This window comes from Amycolatopsis sp. NPDC003731 (genome assembly GCF_053586895.1).
In genome coordinates this window covers 131,979-148,618 of sequence record NZ_JBSFNC010000001.1, presented here as the reverse complement: position 1 = coordinate 148,618, position 16,640 = coordinate 131,979, and the positions used below count along the sequence as shown (strand labels likewise).

Here is a 16,640-nt window from a genome sequence, read left to right as displayed (position 1 = left end):
AAGAACGCATGGGTGATCAGAAGCGCGAGCTGCCGCCGGTCCCGGACAGGCTCCCGGTGTCGGTGGTGGACGCGCACACCCATCTCGACGCGTGCGGCGCGGTCACCGCGGCCGATGTCACGGCCATGGTCGACCGCGCCGAGCGCGCCGGCGTCGCCCGCGTCGTCACGGTCGCGGACGACCTCGCGTCGGCCCGCTGGGCCGCGGAGGCCGCCGGCTGGGACCGTCGCGTCTGGGCCGCCGTCGCGATCCACCCGACCCGGACCAAGGAGTTCGGCGAGGCCGAGAAGGCCGAGATCGAGCGGCTGGCCGGGCACGAGCGGGTGGTCGCCGTCGGCGAGACCGGCCTCGACTACTACTGGGACTACTCGCCGCACGACGCCCAGCAGGAGGCGTTCCGCTGGCACATCGACCTCGCCAAGCGGCTCGGCAAGCCGCTGATGATCCACGACCGCGAGGCCCACGACGACGTATTGCGCATCCTGGCCGAAGAGGGTGCGCCGAATGCCGTAATTTTCCATTGTTTTTCCGGGGACGCGGAAATGGCCCGCAAGTGCGTCGACGCGGGCTTTGTCCTTTCCTTCGCGGGCACGGTGACGTTCAAGAACGCGAAGGGGCTCCACGAGGCGGCCCGGCTCTGCCCGCCGGGGCAGTACCTCGTCGAGACCGACGCGCCGTTTCTGACCCCCCACCCGTTCCGTGGGCGGCCGAACGAGCCGTTCGGCGCCGCTTACACCGTCCGTCACCTCGCGGCGCTCAGGGGCGAAGCTGTCCACGAAGTCGCCGAAGCGGTCCGGACCACCGCCGAGCGGGTCTACCGACTCCCCAGTGTCACAACGGGTTGAACGCATTGCGACAACAGGGTTCCCGGCTCGTCCACCTGATGGAGTGACCCAGATCACGACACTCCGGGGGGTGTTTGCGCAACCCGCCGCGACCCGTTACTGTCCCGTGATCGTGCCGGTCGGACCTGCGCTCAGCAGTTGCCGATCGTCACGCCCAGTCGTAGAGACGGCGCCCCCGACCGTCGTCTCGTGAAAGGGAACGATCCCCGGTGACAGGTAGCAGACAGGCTGGAGCGCGCTCCGCCGTCCTCGAACGCGGTCATTTCGAGGACACCGCGTACGGCCAGCTCGACTTCTCCGACGACCCGAACATCACGCAGCAGGACATCCTCGCCGCGCTCGGCCCCGATGCCGACGCGATGATGGCCGAGATCGACGTCGACGTCGACGAACTGATCCGCCTCATCAACGCCGAGACGACGTACCTGCCGCCGATCGTCATCCCGGACGGCCTCGAGGAGGACCGCACCGCTTCCCCCGAAGCGCGCCGTGCGGCTCTGGACGAGGGCCTCCGACAGACCACCAAGGTCTGGAAGCGCCGGTTCCTCAAGGGCGCCGTCCTCAGCGTCATGATCTCCGTCGCCGGCGGCGGCGCGGCCGCGCTGGCGATGAACAAGAGCATCACCGTCGACGTCGACGGCCACCAGCAGACCGTGCACTCCTTCGGCGGCACCGTCGGCGAGGTACTCGAGGACGCGGGCCTGTCCGTCGGCGAGCACGACTCGCTCTCGCCCTCCCCGCAGGCGGAGGTCGGCGACGGCGGCGTCATCAAGCTCGAGCGCGGCCGCCAGCTGAAGCTGATCGTCGACGGCGCCGAGCGCACCTCCTGGGTCCGCGCGACCCACCTCGGCGACGCGCTGAGCCAGCTCGGGATGACCGAGATGGACAAGGCCGGCACCTGGATGTCGATGCCGAAGAGCGGCGAGCTGCCGCTGCAGGGCGCGACCGTCGAGATCAAGACGCTCAAGAACATCACCCTGTACGACGGCGGCAACGCGCCGAAGCAGGTCAAGACCACGGCCGTGACGACGAAGGAGTTCCTGGGCGAGTACAAGCTCACCCTGGGCCCGGAGGACCAGGCCGAGGGCGGCCTGGACGTCAAGCTGACCGACGGCGCCGAGGTGCACATCAGCCGCACCGGCGTCTCGACGGTCGTCCAGAAGGAGTCCATCGACCCGCCCGAGCAGCGCGTCGACGACCCGAACCTCGCCAAGGGCAAGACGCAGGTCGAGGACCCCGGCACGCCGGGCGAGAAGGAAGTGACCTACAAGGTCACGCAGAAGAACGGCAAAGAGGTCGGCCGGGAGAGCATCTCCGAGAAGGTCATCACCCAGCCGAAGCCGAAGATCGTCCACGTCGGCACCAAGGAAGCCCCGACCCCGGCGATCGGCGACGGCTCCGCGTGGGACCGCATCGCGCAGTGCGAGTCGGGCGGCAACTGGTCCATCAACACCGGCAACGGCTACTACGGCGGCCTCCAGTTCGACAAGCGCACGTGGGACGCCTACGGCGGCGACCAGTACGCGAACCTGCCGAGCCAGGCTTCGCGCGAGCAGCAGATCGCGGTCGCGGAGAAGGTCCGCGACGCCCGCGGCGGCTACAGCGCCTGGCCGGTCTGCGGCAAGAAGGCCTGAGTACCGCTTCGAACCGGCCCCCGTCCTCCCCGGACGGGGGCCGTTCCGCGTGTCGACCCGCCAATCACGCGTGTCGGCTCTCCAATCACGCGTGTCGTCCCCCCAATCACGCGAGACGCGCCTCTGATCACGCGAATTCCGGGTTCAAGTAGGCTCCAGCGGTGGTTGAACTGCTGGGACCGGCCGAAATCCGTGCGCTGGCGGCCGAACTCGACGTGCGGCCGACCAAGAAGCTCGGGCAGAACTTCGTGCACGACCCCAACACCGTCCGGCGGATCGTCGAGCTGGCGAACGTCACGCCCGACGACGTCGTCCTCGAGGTCGGGCCCGGCCTCGGGTCCCTGACCCTCGGGCTGCTCGCCACCGGCGCCCGGGTGGTCGCCGTCGAGATCGATCCCAAGCTCGCCGAACGGCTGCCCAAGACCGTCGCCGAACGCGGGCCCGAGGCCGCGGGGAACCTCACCGTCGTCGGGGCCGACGCCCTGCGCGTCACCCGCGAACAACTGGGCGAGCCGACCGCTCTCGTCGCCAACCTGCCCTACAACGTCGCCGTGCCCGTCGTGCTGCACCTCCTGGCCGAGGTGCCCTCCCTCCGGACCGGTCTCGTCATGGTGCAGACCGAGGTCGCCGACCGGATGGCCGCCGGCCCCGGCAGCCGGATCTACGGCGTGCCCAGCGTCAAGCTCGCCTGGTACGGCCCCGCACGCAAGGTCGCCGCCGTGCCACGCTCGGTGTTCTGGCCGGTGCCGAACGTCGATTCCGCGCTCGTCGCCTTCGAGCGGGCCGACGCGACGGCGTCCGACGACCGGGACGTCCTCTTCGGCCTGGTGGACGCCGCTTTCTCACAACGCAGGAAGACGCTCCGGGCCGCGCTCGCGGGCTGGGCGGGCTCGGCCGAGCGCGCCGGCGAACTCCTGACGGCGGCCGGGATCGACCCCAGGACCCGTGGCGAGCAGCTGGATGTGCACGACTTCGCCCGCATCGCCGCCGCGCGCTAGCGGCTCCACAGTGGAGGCGTGAAAATACGCCCGCCAAGCCCGTGATCCCGCGATTCGGACACCTCCACTCGTGTGATCTGGGCCAACGGGCTTGCTTTCGCTCCTCGGGATCGGTTTTACTCAATACGTCCATCCCGAGCGACTGAGAGACCTGGCTCGCCGAAGTCGCAGCAACCACCCTCCACAGGGCAGGTGCTACCGCCAGGACCGATGGAGGCCGTTTTCGATGAAGAGGGTAGCCCGCCCCCTGCTCCTGACCAGGCGTCGCGTTGTCGACGAAGGCCGCCGCTCCGTGACCGCATGTCGACGCTCCCACTGAGCTAGTCCGAGCCGGTCCACCTCTTCTTCATGCACCGTCCGAACAGGACGGAACTCGCTTGCGGCCGGGTGCTGCGCGCTGCCTGCACCCCGTTTTCTGGAGCCTTCGTGATCACCGTCGAAAACCTGTCCAAAACCTTTGCCACCAACGGAAACTCCGTCGTCGCGCTGCGGGACGTGAGCGTCGACGTCCAGGCAGGCTCGCTGTTCGGCGTGGTCGGTCCCGCCGGGTCGGGCAAGTCCGTCCTCGCCCGGTGCATCGCCCTGCAGGAGCGCCCCGACCGCGGCGTCGTCCGCCTCGACGGCCTCAACACCGGCACCCTCGACGGCCGCCGCCTCCGCGAAATCCGCCGTCAGCTCGGCGTCGTTTCCACGAAGCCGGAGCTGATCGCCGAGCGCACCATCGCCGGCAACATCGCTTCCCCGCTCGAGCAGCTCGGCGTCGACGGCCCGCAGCGCCGCAGCCGGGTCGGCTCGCTGCTCGACCTCGTCGGCCTGACCCAGCGCGCCACGCAGCGGCCCGGTGAGCTGTCCGCCGGGCAGCTGCGCCGCGTCGCGGTCGCGAAGGCGCTGGCGGCGGCCCCGGCCGTGCTGCTCGCCGACGACCCGACCGCCGGCGTCGACCCGGAGGAGGCCGGCGCGGTGCTCGCCGTCCTCGACCGGGCGCGCTCCGAGCTGGGCACCACGATCGTCGTCACGACGCCGGACGCGGGCGTGGTCCGCCGGGTCTGCGACGACGTCGCGGTGCTGGAGGACGGCACGGTCGTCGAGCGCGGCACGGTGCTCGACCTGATCTCGAACCCGGCCAGCCGCACCGCCCAGGCGCTGCTGCCGGCCATCGAGACGACCCGCTCGCAGGCGGCGCGCTACGACCGCTCGGCCGACGTCGTGCTGGTCGGTTTCGCTTCGGTGGGCGCGCTGCTGCCCGAGGCCGCCGGCCGCTTCGACGTCGAGTTCGCCACCATCGGCGGCGGCCTGACCCGCATCGGTGACACGCCGGTCGGCCGGTTCCGCCTCGGTGTCCGCGGCGAGCGGGCCGACGCGGCGCTGGCCTGGGTCGCCGAGCGCGGCGGGCACGTGACGCAGACCGCGCGCGGCCCGCAGGGTGTGGCGGCTGCCTGATCTTTCCACCGGGAACGCCCCGATGCGCAGGTCGCATCGGGGCGTTTCCGCGGGCACGTAGGCTGGTCGGGTGCTCGCTGTAGTTCCGCCCCCAGTCACCGTCCGGGTCCCGGCCAAGGTCAACCTGCACCTTTCGGTCGACGACCTGCGGGAAGACGGTTACCACGAGCTGGTCACCGTGTTCCAGGCGCTGTCGCTGACCGACGAGGTGACCGTCGCGGTCACCGAAGAGCCCGGCATCGAGGTCTACGGCGAAGGGGAGGGCTCGGTCCCGATCGGCCCCGAAAACCTGGCCTGGCGGGCCGTCGAGGCGCTGGCCGCGCATGCCGGGCGCACCGGCGAGCCGAAGGTCCGGGTGGTGCTGCGCAAGGGCATCCCGGTCGCGGGCGGCATGGCGGGCGGCAGCGCCGACGCCGCGGCGACACTGGTCGGACTCGCTTCGCTGTGGGGGCTCGACGTCACCCGCGACGAACTCGCCGAAATCGCCGCCGGCCTGGGCAGCGACGTCCCGTTCGCGCTCTACGGCGGCACCGCGCTGGGCACCGGCCGCGGCGAACAGCTCGTCCCGGTGCTGTCGCGGCACACGTTCCACTGGGTGCTGGCTTTCGCCGCCGAGGGGCTGTCGACGCCGAAGGTGTTCGGCGAACTCGACCGCCTGCGCGCGGCGGGCAACCCGCCCCGGATCGGCTCGCACACGCCGGTCGTCGAGGCGCTGGCCTCGGGCGACCCGCGCCAGCTGGCCTTGCTGCTGGGCAACGACCTCCAGGCGGCCGCGGTCTCGCTGCGGCCCGACCTGCGCCGCACGCTCCGGGCGGGCGTGAACGCGGGCGCGCTCGCGGGCACGGTGTCCGGTTCCGGCCCGACGTGCGCGTTCCTCTGCGAAGACGCGCAGTCGGCGGTGGAGGTCGCGGCCGAGCTGTCGGGCGCCGGCGTGTGCCGGACGGTCCGGGTGGCCCACGGCCCGGTCCCCGGTGCCCGGGTGGTCGGCGGGGACGACGCGCCGCGCCCGGCGCCGCCGCGGGTGCACGCATGAAGCACGCCGAGTTCGCGTTCTCGGGAATACGACCCCGTCGGTGCCGCGTTGAACACGGAACGGACGAGCCGCGGTTTCTTTCCGGGACCGGAGCGGGCTCGTCGTCCTCGCGCCGGTGCGCTCCCCCTACGGTTGAAGCGTTGCCTGCGCTGAGAAATCCCCATTTCACCGGGACCGTCGTGCCCCGGTTCGTCATCGTGGAAAGGATCGGCTGAGCGGATGGCCAACCTGGTCAACCTGGAGGCGGTGAGCAAGTCCTACGGGGTTCGCCCGCTGCTGGACGGCGTTTCCCTCGGCATCGCGGCCGGGCAGCGCATCGGCGTCGTCGGCCTCAACGGGGGCGGCAAGACCACGCTGCTGGAAGTCCTTTCCGGACTCGCCGAGCCGGATTCCGGGCGGGTGAGCCATGTTCGCGATCTGCGGATGGCCGTGGTCACCCAACGCACGGAACTCCCGGACGGCAGCACGGTCGGCGACGTCGTGCTCGAACGCTACGGCGCCGAGCACGAATGGGCCGCCGACGCCCGCGTCCGGTCCATTGTGGACGGCCTGGGTATCACGGCGATCGGTCTGGACACCCCGACGGCGAACCTGTCCGGCGGCGAGCGGCGCCGGGTCTCCCTGGCCGCCGCGCTGACCGGTGAGCTCGACCTGATCGTGCTCGACGAGCCGACCAACCACCTGGACGTCGAAGGTGTCCGCTGGCTCGCCGACCACCTGCTGGCCCGGAAGGTCGCCGTCGTGGTCGTCACGCACGACCGGTGGTTCCTCGACACCGTCGCGACGCTGACGTGGGAGGTCGCGAACGGCCGCGTCGAGCAGTACGAAGGTGGTTACGCCGACTGGATCTTCGCGCGCGCCGAGCGGGCGCGGCTGGCCGCGACGGCCGAGGAGAAGCGGCAGAACCTGGCCCGCAAGGAGCTGGCGTGGCTGCGCCGCGGCCCGCAGGCGCGCTCGTCGAAGCCGCGCTACCGCGTCGAGGCGGCCGAAGCGCTGATCGCCGACGTCCCGCCGCCGCGCGACTCCGTCGAGCTGCAGGCGTTCGCGAAGCGGCGGCTCGGGAAAACCGTGCTGGAGCTGGAAGACACGACGTACGCGGTGGGCGAGCGGACGCTGCTCGACCACGTCACCTGGCGGATCGGCCCGGGCGACCGGATCGGCCTGGTCGGCGTCAACGGCTCGGGCAAGACGTCCCTGCTGAAGCTGCTCGGCGGCGACGTCGAGGGCTCGACGGGTCGCCGGATCGAGGGCAAGACGGTCGCGCTCGCGCACCTGCGCCAGGAGCTCGACGACCTGCCCGGCGACCTGCGCGTGCTGCAGGCGATCGAGCAGGTGGCCGGGCGCGTGGTGTTCGGCAAGCAGGAGATGACGGCGTCGCAGCTGGGCGAGAAGCTCGGCTTCCCGGCGGCCCGCCAGTGGACCCCGGTCGAGGACCTCTCGGGCGGCGAGCGCCGCCGGTTGCAGCTGTGCCGGCTGTTGATGGCCGAGCCGAACGTGCTGCTCCTCGACGAGCCGACGAACGACCTGGACATCGACACGCTCCAGCAGCTGGAGGACCTCCTCGACGGCTGGCCGGGCACGATGGTCGTGGTCTCCCACGACCGCTACCTGGTGGAGCGGGTGTGCGACACGATCGTCGCGCTGTTCGGCGACGGCCGGATCACCCACCTGCCGGGTGGCATCGAGGAGTACCTGAACCGCCGCGCTCTCGCCAAGGAACCGGCGGCCGCGGCGGCGCCGACGGCGGAGAAGGCGGAGGCGAAGAAGTCGGCGGCCGACCTGCGCGCGGCCCAGAAGGAACTCGGCCGGCTGGAGCGCAAGCTCGACCAGCTGCACGCGAAGGAGGAGAAGCTCCACGCGTCGCTGCTGGCGGCGGCGACGGACCCGGCGAAGCTGATGGAGCTGAACGCGGAGCTGAAGGGCGTCCAGGGCGAGATCGAGGACGTCGAGGGCCGCTGGCTGGAGACGTCCGAGCTGCTGGAGTGACCAGCGTGCTCGGCCCGATCGACGAGGACCGCCACCCTGGCCTCGTCGTCGTCCGGCTGCGCGGGCAGCACCAGGTGGACCGCCGGCTTCGAGGCCCCGTTTCCGCGTTGCTCGGCGGATGTTGACGTCCAGACAGTAATGTTCCCGCTATGAGCAGGTTCGTGGACACGCTCGTCGCCACCGCGACGAAGCGGGGGCAGCAGCGCGGCATGGTCACCGGGGAGCCGAAGGAGCCGGTCCGGCGGACCTGGGCCGAGGTGCACGCCGAGGCGCGGCGGATCGCCGGTGGCCTGGTGGCCGGCGGGTTCGAACGCGGGGGCGCGGTCGCCGTGCTGGCCGCCGCGCCGGTGCTGATCGCGCCGACCGTGCAGGCCGTCTGGCTGGCCGGCGGCAGCGTCACCATGCTGCACCAGCCGACCCCGCGCACCGACCTCGCCGAGTGGGCCGAGGACACCGTGCGGGTGCTCGGCATGATCGGCTCCGACCTGGTGCTGCTGGGGGAGCCCTTCGACCAGCTCGCGCCCGTGCTGGAGCAGAAGGGCATCGGGTTCAAGCTCATCACCGAGCTCGCCGCGGCCGAGCCGCTCGCCGACGTCGTCCCCACCGACGAGGGCGACACCGCGCTCCTGCAGCTCACCAGCGGCTCGACCGCCGATCCCAAGGCCGTGCGGATCACCTACGGGAACCTGTACTCCAACGTCAAGGCCATGGTCGAGCGCGCCGAGTTCGACTTCGACGTCGACGTGATGGTGTCGTGGCTGCCGACGTTCCACGACATGGGCATGGTCGGCTTCCTGACCGTGCCGATGACCTTCGGCGTCGAGCTGGTCAAGATCACGCCGGTCGAGTTCCTCTCGGGGCCGTTGATCTGGCCGGAACTGATCACCAAGTACCACGGCACGACGACGGCGGCGCCGAACTTCGCGTACGCCATCGTCGGGCGCCGGATGGCGCGCGTCGACGAGGACGACGCCTACGACCTGTCGAAGCTGCGCATCGCGCTGAACGGCGCCGAGCCGATCGACGAGACCGCCGTCCAGACCTTTGTGGACGCCGGCGCCCGGTTCAAGATGCCCGCCGAGTGCGTCTTCCCGGCCTACGGCATGGCGGAGGCGACGCTCGCGGTGTCGTTCGCGCCGCTGTTCACCGGCCTCACCCTGGACGTCGTCGAAGCCGACGCGCTGGAGGCGGACAACCGCGCGGTGCCGGTGCCGGAGGGCGACCCGCGGCGCGGCACCGACAGCGTCCGGTCGTTCGCGCTGCTCGGCCGGCCCCTCGACGGGCTGGAGGCGGAGATCGTCGACGAGTCGGGCGCGCGGCTGGGCGAGCGCGAGGTCGGCGAAATCCGGCTGCGCGGCGAGGCCGTGACCCCGGGCTACCTGACCATGGACGGCCCGCTCACGACGCAGGACGACGACGGGTGGCTGAACACCGGCGACCTCGGCTACCTGGTGGACGGCCAGATCGTCATCTGCGGCCGCCGCAAGGACGTCATCATCATGGGCGGCCGCAACCTGTACCCGACGGACATCGAGCGCGCGGCGACGTCGGTCGAGGGCGTGCGGGCGGGCAACGCGGTGGCGGTCCGGCTGGACGCGGGCAGCCGTCGCGAGCGGTTCGCGGTGGTCGTGGAGTCGAAGCTGGCGGGCGACGCCGAGGCCGAGAAGAACCTGATGAAGCAGGTGTCGGCCCGGGTCCGCGACGCGGTGGACATGCGGCCGTACGCGGTGGTGGTACTCCCGGCGGGAAGCCTGCCGAAGACGCCGTCGGGCAAGGTCAAGCGCGCGGCGACGGCCCAGCAGTTCGCGGACAAGATCTCGAAGAACGCCGACGCCTGACGGGCTCCGGCGGCGGGCCTCGGCCACCCGCCGCCGGCCAGGTCAGCGCTGCTGGACGCGCACCGCGCGGAGGGTCGGCGGGGCGGCGCGCTCGGTGGTGGCTTCGGGCGCCGTGCGGGCGCCGGGGAGGTCCGGGGCCTGGCCGGTGCGGGCGGCGAGCTGGTCCTCGACCGCGTCGAGGAACTCGTCGACTTCGCGCTCGTCGTAGCCGCGCTTGCCGATCAGCGGCTTCGCGAACATCACGTGGTGCACTTCGGCGGCGGTCAGGTCGTCCTCGTCGGCAAGGGTCTTGGCGATCCGCCGGACGAACGCGTCGACCTCGTGCTTCGCGTAACCACGGCGGCCGATCGGGGCGTTACCGAAGGTGACCGCGGCGAGGTCTTCGGCGGTGAACGACATGGAACTCTCCGATTCCGGGGTCGGCGGGTGCGAAACTCCCGTACACCGTCCTAACCGGTGGACACGCTCCCCGGAAGGGCCTGCCCCCAACCTCACCCCCACGGGCAGCCGCGCGCCCGCCTTCGGGTGAGTTTGCGCTACCGAGCGCTGTGTGGCGCCCCTCACACGAGGGTCAGCTGCGCCCGAACCACTTCCGGGTGCCCTGCGGCCGCTGCGGCTCCTCGACGACCGCCGGCTTCGGGTTTCGCAGCTCGACCAGTGCCGCCTCGGCCTCGTCCAGGAACAGGTCGACCTGGGCCTGGTCGTAGCTGCGCATGCCGACCGGCATGATCGTGAACTCGACGTAGTGGATGTCGTCCGGCGTGAGGATGTTCCGCCCGGCCAGTGCCTCGGCGATGAGGTCGAGGAACGCGTCCACCTCGTCCTCGTTGTAGCCGCGCCGGCCGAAGCGGGGTTTGCCGAAAGCGATCGCCCGGACTTCGTCGGGGGTCATGGCTTCACCTTGCCACCCATGTCAGCCCGCGTGGAAGGTGTTCTGCGCGGCCGCGAGACCGGTGCTGATCAGCGCCTCGGTCGCGTCCGCGCACCGGTCCACCTCCAGCGGGAGTTCCTTGCGCTCGACCGTCGAAAAGTCCTTCAGCACGAAGTCCGCCGGGTCCTGGCGGCCGGGCGGGCGGCCGATGCCGAACCGCACCCGGTAGTAGTCGCGGGTGCCCAGGGACTTCGTGATCGAGCGGAGGCCGTTGTGGCCGTTGTCGCCGCCACCCAGCTTCAGCTTCAGCGCGCCGAAGTCGACGTCGAGCTCGTCGTGCACCACCACGATGCCGGACGGCTCGACCTTGTAGAACCGCGCCGCGCCGACCACCGGCCCGCCGGAGAGGTTCATGTACGAGCGCGGCTTCACCAGCACCACGCGGCGCCCGGCCAGGCGGCCTTCCAGCACCTCGCCGCCGGTCTTGTGCGCCTTGAACTTGCCGCCGATGCGAGCGGCGAGCTCGTCCAGCACCATGAACCCGACGTTGTGCCGGTTTCCGGCGTACTGGGGTCCAGGATTGCCGAGGCCGGCGAGCAATACCAGCTCGCCGGCCCCGGGCAGGTCTTCCGTCATACAGCGATGTTATTCGGCGGCTTCGGCCGACTCTTCGCCAGCTTCGGCCTCTTCGTCGGCCTCTTCACGCTGCGGCTCGTTGACCGACACGACCAGCGACTCCGGGTCGGTGACCAGGGTCGCGCCCTGCGGCAGCTGGACCTGGCCGGCCAGGATCTGGGTGCCGACCTCGAGGCCCTCGATCGAGACCTCGACCTGCTCCGGGATGTGCAGCGCCTCGACCTCGACCTGCAGGGTGTCGACGTCCTGGTTGACCAGGCCGCCCGGGCCGGGGGTGCCGGTCACGACGACGGGGACGTCGACGGTGACCTTCTCGCCGCGCTTGACGACCAGCAGGTCGACGTGCTCGATGTAGTTCTTCAGCGGGTGCACCACGATGGTCTTGGTCAGGGCCAGCTCGCTGGAGCCCTCCAGGTCCAGGGTGATGACGGCGTTCGAGCCGTTCTCCCGCACGACGCGGGCGAACTCGATCGCCGGCAGCGCGAAGTGCCGCGGGTCCGACCCGTGGCCGTAGAGGACGGCGGGGATCTTGCCGGCGCGACGCGTGCGGCGCGCGGCGCCCTTGCCGAACTCGGTGCGCGGCTCGACGGACAGACGTACCTCGGACACGGTGTTGCACTCCTTCAAATCAAAGACAGCATGCTGCGGCGGGGGAAGCCGATGTGTGTTCTGTTCAAGGAAGTTTCGGCGGCGAGTTTCCGGGCGTGCACGACGACGGGGGCTACTCGAGCCGCCGCGTCGATCACGCCGGGCACCCCAGAAGGGCCCCGCCTCGCCGAGACAACCTCAAGAGTGTAAACCAACCTCATCACGGTGGGTTGCGGCGGGTGCCCGGCCCAGGCTAGAACCCTCCTGGAACCCCGGTACGTGACGACACAAATCCGGTGGCGGGACGACGCCGGCCGAGGTGTGCTCGGGTAGCGGGAGAGCAGGGGGCGGGAAATGCGCGCTCGGTGGAGCAAAGTGGCGGCGGTGCTGCTGCTGGGTGGGCTGCTGGCGGGCTGCCAGGTGGCCGTGGCCGGCACCGCCGGTGTCTCCGCGGCCGACCAGGCGACGGCCGACCGGCGCGCGGAGCAGCGCACGGCGGTCGACGCGGCCCTGACCGCGCTGGGCCAGGCGCCCGCGATCGCGCTGAAGGCCACGGTGAAGGGCGCCGAGCAGCAGTTCCGGACCACCCGCGGCGGCTACGCCGTCGGCGCGCTGCCGCTGGAAGGCCGGTTCGTCCAGGTGACGGCCGCCGCGAGCCAGTTCTACCTGCAGGCCGACGCCGACTACTGGAAGGCGCACGCGATCGACGAGGGCACGCAGTTCGGCACGAACTGGGTGCGTTCGCTCGGCTCCGAGCTGCCCTTCGACCCGGCGGCCCGGTTCGCGCCGCCGGCGCTGGCCGAAGGGCTGCGCAAGGCGCTGGCCGGGCTCGACCGGATGGGCGAGCCGGTCAAGGCCAAGCTGCCCGACGGCACCGAGGTCTACCAGCTCGGCGCCGCGCCGAGCGTCCTGCGCGTCACGACGGCCAAACCGAACCGGGTCGTCAGCTTCGCCCCGACGCTGCTCGACCCGCAGAACGGCCCGAAGTACGGCGCCGAGTTCGGCGTCACCGCGCTCACCGGGGACGCGGTCAAGGCGTTCCACACCGACCTCGACGCCGCCGTCGGCGGGCTGGGGCAGCCGTTCGAAGGGCTGGTGCAGGCCAGCGCCGTCGTCACCAACGACAAGCTCGACTGCAAGGACTTCGTCGGATCCTGCACGACGACGGTCGACGTCTCCAACAGCGTCGTCGGCACGCCGGCGTCCGGGGAGAAGAGCGTCGTGCACATCACCCTGTCGGTCGAGGTCAGCGCCGAGTCGCTCGGGGCGCAGACGTGCACGGCGGCCGGGGACGCGGAGCCGTACAAGACGATCCAGCTGTCGTGCGCGGTGAAGTTCAAGCTGCCCAACCGCACGGCCAGCTACCAGGTGCTGTCGAAGCCGAACGCGACGGCGGAGGTCCGCGCGGGTCTCGACGTCAACGCCGTGAAACAGCGGGTGGCCACCGAGTTCGCGGGCCTCGGCGGCTGACCTGGACACCTACCCCCAGGTGTGTTGCTTCCGTTGAAGTAGGTGATCTTCCGTTCCTAGCATCGGCTGCGAACAGCCGAGAGGAAACGGAGAAACAGCCATGGCCAAGCTGGTCATTTTCGGGGCGACGGGGTACGCCGGGGGCAGGATCGGCGCCGAGGCGCTGCGTCGCGGCCACGAGGTGGTCGGCGTCGCGCGGCACGCCGGCTCGGTGCCCGAGGGCGTCGACGAACACCAGGGTTCGCTGCACGACGAGGAGTTCGTGGCGAGCTTGGCGAAGGACGCGGACGTGTTCGTGGTCGCCACCCCGGCCCGGGAGCTCGACGGCAAGAAGCTGATCGAGGCGGTCCCGGCCCTGGCCCGCATCGCGAGCGAGAACGGCGTCCGGCTGTCGTTCGTCGGCGGCGCGGCGAGCCTGCACGTGGCCGAAGGCGGCCCGCGGTTGTTCGACACTCGTGAGTTCCCGGCCGAGTACAAGGACGAGGCGGGCAACCACGCCGAGGTCCTCGGCCTGCTGCGCGAGCAGCCCGAGGGGGTCGACTGGTTCTACGTCAGCCCCGCCGCCGAGTTCGGCGCGTGGACGCCGGGCGAGCGCCGCGGCGAGTACCGGATCGGCGGCGACGTCCTGGTGACCGACGAAAACGGCCGGTCCCACATCGGCGGCGACGACTTCGCGATCGCCTACGTCGACGAGATCGAGCGGCCGAAGCACCGCCGCGCGCGCTTCACCGTCGCCTACTGACGGCGCTCCCAGTGCCGCGAATGACTCATTCGGGACCTCCGAGGTCCCCAATGAGTCATTCGCGACACCGGTGGCACGCTCCCGCGCGGAACCTCAGGCGTTGCCGTCGAAGAGGGACGTCACCGAGCCGTCCTCGAAGACCTGCTGGATCGCCTCGGCCAGCATCGGCGCGATCGACAGCACGGTCAGCCCCGGGAACCGCTTCTCCTCCGGGATCGGCAGCGAGTTCGTGACGATGACCTCGCGCGCCTTGCACGACGACAGCCGCTGGGTGGCCGGGTCGGACAGGATGCCGTGGGTCGTCGCGATGACGACGTCCGCCGCGCCCTCTTCGATCAGGGCCTCGGTCGCCTTCACGATCGTGCCGCCCGTGTCGATCATGTCGTCGATCAGCACGCAGAGCTTGCCCTCGACCTTGCCGACCACGCGGTTGGCCACCGCCTGGTTGGGCTTGTCCGGGTCACGCGTCTTGTGGATGAACGCGATCGGGCGGTCGCCCAGCTGGGCGGCCCACTTCTCGGCCAGCCGCACGCGGCCCGAGTCCGGGGAGACGACCGTGATGTCCGCGTCGCCGTAGGTGGCCTTGATGTGGTCGGCCAGCACGGTCTGCGCCATCAGGTGGTCGACCGGGCCGTCGAAGAAGCCCTGGATCTGCGCGGTGTGCAGGTCGACCGTCATGATCCGGTCGGCGCCCGCGGTCTTGAACAGGTCCGCGATCAGCCGCGCCGAGATCGGCTCGCGGCCCTTGTGCTTCTTGTCCTGGCGCGCGTACGGGTAGAACGGCATCACGACGGTGATCCGCTTCGCGCTCGCCCGCTTGAGCGCGTCCACCATGATCAGCTGCTCCATCACGAACTCGTTGATGGGCGTGGTGTGCGCCTGGATGACGAAGGCGTCGGTCCCGCGGACGGACTCCTCGAACCGGACGAACAGCTCCCCGTTGGCGAAGGTGTGCGCCGTCTGCGGGGTGATCGTGACGTTGAGGTGCTGGGCCACCTCTTCGGCGAGCTCCTGGTGCGCGCGTCCGGAGAAGAGCATCAGGTTCTTCTTCGGCGTCCCTTGCTTCGGACTCATGCTGGCGACTCCCCGTCGGTTCCTGCTGCTGAATCGGCGTCGAGGGCGGCCTGGGCCGCCTCCGCCGCGGGCGTACCCGGCCGGCGCCGGATCGCCCAGCCTTCGATGTTGCGCTGCGGCGGCGCCGACACCGCGAGTGTGCCTGGCGGGACGTCTTCGCGGATCACGGCACCCGCACCACTGTAAGCGCCGTCACCGATGTGCACCGGGGCGACGAAGGTGTTGTCCGCGCCCAACCGGACATACGACCCGATAACGGTCCGGTGCTTGTTCACGCCGTCGTAGTTCACGAACACGCTGGAGCAACCGATGTTGCTGTGTTCACCGATCGTGGCGTCACCCACGTAGGTCAGGTGGGGCACCTTCGTCCCGGCGCCGATGTCGGCCGCCTTCGTCTCGACGAACGCGCCCAGCTTCGCCTTGACGCCCAGCTTCGTGCCCGGGCGCAGGTAGGTGAACGGGCCGACGTTGACGCCGTCGCCGAGTTCGGAGTCCGAGCCGTGCACGCGGACCACCGAAGCGCCCGCACCGATCGTGACGTTCGTCAGCGTGCTGTCCGGGCCGACCGTGCTGCCCTCGCCGACCGACGTCGTGCCCTTCAGCTGCACGCCGGGCTCGATGACGACGTCACGGGCCAGGGTCACGCCGGCGTCGATCCAGGTCGTGGCCGGGTCGGTGATGGTGACGCCCTCGCGCTGCCAGCGCTGCACGATCCGGCGGTTGAGCTCGGCGCCGAGCACCGACAGCTGCACCCGGTCGTTGACGCCTTCGGTCAGCCACGGGTCGTCGACGACCAGCGCGCCGACTCCGACGCCGTCGCCGTTCGCGATGCCGAGGACGTCGGTCAGGTAGAGCTCGCCCTGGGCGTTGTCGGTCGAGAGGCGCGAGAGGCCGTCGCGCAGCACGGCGGCGTCGAAGGCGTAGACGCCCGAGTTGATCTCGGTGATCTCGGCCTGCTCCGGGGTGGCGTCCTTGTGCTCGACGATCCCGGTGACCTTGCCCGCGCTGTCGCGCACGATCCGGCCGTAGCCGGTCGGGTCGGCGACGACCGAGGTGAGCACGGTGACGGCGTTCTTCGCCTCGGTGTGCTCGTCGAGCAGCGCGCCGAGGGTGGCGGTGTCGAGCAGCGGGACGTCGCCGTAGCTGACGATCACCGTGCCGGTGACGTCGGCGGGGAGGGTGGCGAGCGCGCAGGACACGGCGTGGCCGGTGCCCTTCTGCTCGGCCTGCACCGCGGTGCCGACCGGGCGGCCGAGGGCTTCGCCGACCGCGCTCAGCCGTTCGCCGACCGCTTCCCGGCCGTGCCCGATGACCACCACGAGGTGTTCGGGGTTCAGGCCGGCGGCGGCCCGGACGGCGTGCTCGACGAGGGGCCGCCCGGCGATCGGGTGCAGCACCTTCGGCGTCGAGGAACGCATGCGGGTGCCCTCACCCGCGGCGAGGATCAACGTGCTCAGCGGGCCGGTCAACGGCGCTCCCAACGGT

16 protein-coding genes and 1 riboswitch are annotated in these 16,640 nt (G+C 71.0%); of the genes, 10 read left to right on the top strand and 6 right to left on the bottom strand.

Annotated features, from left to right (window positions below):
• Positions 1 to 8 precede the first annotated feature (8 nt).
• The 8 genes from ACWDN5_RS00730 (at position 9) to ACWDN5_RS00695 (ending at position 9,774) form a co-directional block, all read left to right on the top strand.
• A complete protein-coding gene (locus ACWDN5_RS00730) occupies positions 9 to 845 on the top strand; it encodes a TatD family hydrolase (protein WP_449673732.1) in 837 nt (278 codons plus the stop codon).
• 209 nt (positions 846 to 1,054) lie between these two features.
• Positions 1,055 to 2,479: a transglycosylase family protein gene (locus ACWDN5_RS00725; protein ID WP_449673731.1), complete on the top strand. Its 1,425-nt coding sequence runs from the start codon at positions 1,055 to 1,057 to the stop codon at positions 2,477 to 2,479.
• 161 nt (positions 2,480 to 2,640) lie between these two features.
• Complete coding sequence (gene rsmA / locus ACWDN5_RS00720) at positions 2,641 to 3,477, top strand: 16S rRNA (adenine(1518)-N(6)/adenine(1519)-N(6))-dimethyltransferase RsmA (protein ID WP_310973894.1); 837 nt, start codon at positions 2,641 to 2,643, stop codon at positions 3,475 to 3,477.
• Positions 3,478 to 3,603: 126 nt separating this feature from the next.
• Positions 3,604 to 3,694, top strand: a riboswitch (SAM riboswitch).
• A gap of 209 nt (positions 3,695 to 3,903) precedes the next feature.
• Positions 3,904 to 4,917, top strand: a complete 1,014-nt coding sequence (locus ACWDN5_RS00715) for a methionine ABC transporter ATP-binding protein (protein ID WP_449673730.1) — start codon at positions 3,904 to 3,906, stop codon at positions 4,915 to 4,917.
• Positions 4,918 to 4,987: 70 nt separating this feature from the next.
• Positions 4,988 to 5,950, top strand: coding sequence for a 4-(cytidine 5'-diphospho)-2-C-methyl-D-erythritol kinase (locus ACWDN5_RS00710; protein ID WP_449673729.1), 963 nt, complete (start codon positions 4,988 to 4,990; stop codon positions 5,948 to 5,950).
• A gap of 219 nt (positions 5,951 to 6,169) precedes the next feature.
• Complete coding sequence (locus ACWDN5_RS00705) at positions 6,170 to 7,936, top strand: ABC-F family ATP-binding cassette domain-containing protein (RefSeq protein ID WP_449673728.1); 1,767 nt, start codon at positions 6,170 to 6,172, stop codon at positions 7,934 to 7,936.
• Entirely contained in the window at positions 7,933 to 8,061 is a 129-nt protein-coding gene (locus tag ACWDN5_RS00700; RefSeq protein WP_449673727.1) for a hypothetical protein, read from the top strand. Before ACWDN5_RS00705 ends, ACWDN5_RS00700 begins: the two co-directional genes overlap by 4 nt.
• A 24-nt stretch (positions 8,062 to 8,085) precedes the next feature.
• A complete protein-coding gene (locus tag ACWDN5_RS00695; RefSeq protein WP_449673726.1) occupies positions 8,086 to 9,774 on the top strand; it encodes a fatty acyl-AMP ligase in 1,689 nt (562 codons plus the stop codon).
• 42 nt (positions 9,775 to 9,816) lie between these two features.
• On the opposite strand, the gene ACWDN5_RS00690 is transcribed toward ACWDN5_RS00695, so the two are convergent.
• From ACWDN5_RS00690 to ACWDN5_RS00675, 4 genes are all read right to left on the bottom strand, one after another.
• Complete coding sequence (locus tag ACWDN5_RS00690; RefSeq protein ID WP_310973882.1) at positions 9,817 to 10,173, bottom strand: DivIVA domain-containing protein; 357 nt, start codon at positions 10,171 to 10,173, stop codon at positions 9,817 to 9,819.
• A 172-nt stretch (positions 10,174 to 10,345) separates the two neighbouring features.
• A complete protein-coding gene (locus tag ACWDN5_RS00685; protein ID WP_310973881.1) occupies positions 10,346 to 10,666 on the bottom strand; it encodes a DivIVA domain-containing protein in 321 nt (106 codons plus the stop codon).
• Positions 10,667 to 10,687: 21 nt separating this feature from the next.
• Complete coding sequence (pth, locus tag ACWDN5_RS00680; RefSeq protein ID WP_449673725.1) at positions 10,688 to 11,281, bottom strand: aminoacyl-tRNA hydrolase; 594 nt, start codon at positions 11,279 to 11,281, stop codon at positions 10,688 to 10,690.
• A gap of 9 nt (positions 11,282 to 11,290) precedes the next feature.
• Positions 11,291 to 11,890 carry a 50S ribosomal protein L25/general stress protein Ctc gene (locus ACWDN5_RS00675; protein WP_310973878.1) on the bottom strand — a complete coding sequence of 200 codons (600 nt, stop codon included), beginning with the start codon at positions 11,888 to 11,890 and terminating at the stop codon, positions 11,291 to 11,293.
• A 354-nt stretch (positions 11,891 to 12,244) separates the two neighbouring features.
• Between ACWDN5_RS00675 and ACWDN5_RS00670 the strand changes: the two genes are divergently transcribed.
• Complete coding sequence (locus tag ACWDN5_RS00670; protein ID WP_449673783.1) at positions 12,245 to 13,339, top strand: hypothetical protein; 1,095 nt, start codon at positions 12,245 to 12,247, stop codon at positions 13,337 to 13,339.
• Positions 13,340 to 13,439: 100 nt separating this feature from the next.
• On the top strand, positions 13,440 to 14,081 hold the full coding sequence (locus ACWDN5_RS00665) for an NAD(P)-dependent oxidoreductase (RefSeq protein WP_449673724.1): 642 nt from the start codon (positions 13,440 to 13,442) through the stop codon (positions 14,079 to 14,081).
• Between the two features lie 93 nt (positions 14,082 to 14,174).
• Here ACWDN5_RS00665 and ACWDN5_RS00660 read toward each other — a convergent pair whose 3' ends face one another.
• Positions 14,175 to 15,155: a ribose-phosphate diphosphokinase gene (locus ACWDN5_RS00660; protein ID WP_310973874.1), complete on the bottom strand. Its 981-nt coding sequence runs from the start codon at positions 15,153 to 15,155 to the stop codon at positions 14,175 to 14,177.
• The gene (gene glmU, locus ACWDN5_RS00655) at positions 15,152 to 16,624 is read right to left on the bottom strand and encodes a bifunctional UDP-N-acetylglucosamine diphosphorylase/glucosamine-1-phosphate N-acetyltransferase GlmU (RefSeq protein ID WP_449673723.1); all 1,473 of its coding nucleotides are present in this window, start codon (positions 16,622 to 16,624) and stop codon (positions 15,152 to 15,154) included. The genes ACWDN5_RS00660 and glmU overlap by 4 nt, the downstream gene beginning before the upstream one ends.
• Positions 16,625 to 16,640: the final 16 nt, after the last annotated feature.

Coding starts and splice junctions, on each gene's coding strand:
- ACWDN5_RS00730 (WP_449673732.1), top strand. CDS start 9: ATGGGTGATCAGAAGCGCGAGCTGCCGCCGGTCCCGGACAGGCTCCCG.
- ACWDN5_RS00705 (WP_449673728.1), top strand. CDS start 6,170: ATGGCCAACCTGGTCAACCTGGAGGCGGTGAGCAAGTCCTACGGGGTT.
- ACWDN5_RS00695 (WP_449673726.1), top strand. CDS start 8,086: ATGAGCAGGTTCGTGGACACGCTCGTCGCCACCGCGACGAAGCGGGGG.
- ACWDN5_RS00690 (WP_310973882.1), bottom strand. CDS start 10,173: ATGTCGTTCACCGCCGAAGACCTCGCCGCGGTCACCTTCGGTAACGCC.
- ACWDN5_RS00685 (WP_310973881.1), bottom strand. CDS start 10,666: ATGACCCCCGACGAAGTCCGGGCGATCGCTTTCGGCAAACCCCGCTTC.
- pth (WP_449673725.1), bottom strand. CDS start 11,281: ATGACGGAAGACCTGCCCGGGGCCGGCGAGCTGGTATTGCTCGCCGGC.
- ACWDN5_RS00665 (WP_449673724.1), top strand. CDS start 13,440: ATGGCCAAGCTGGTCATTTTCGGGGCGACGGGGTACGCCGGGGGCAGG.
- ACWDN5_RS00660 (WP_310973874.1), bottom strand. CDS start 15,155: ATGAGTCCGAAGCAAGGGACGCCGAAGAAGAACCTGATGCTCTTCTCC.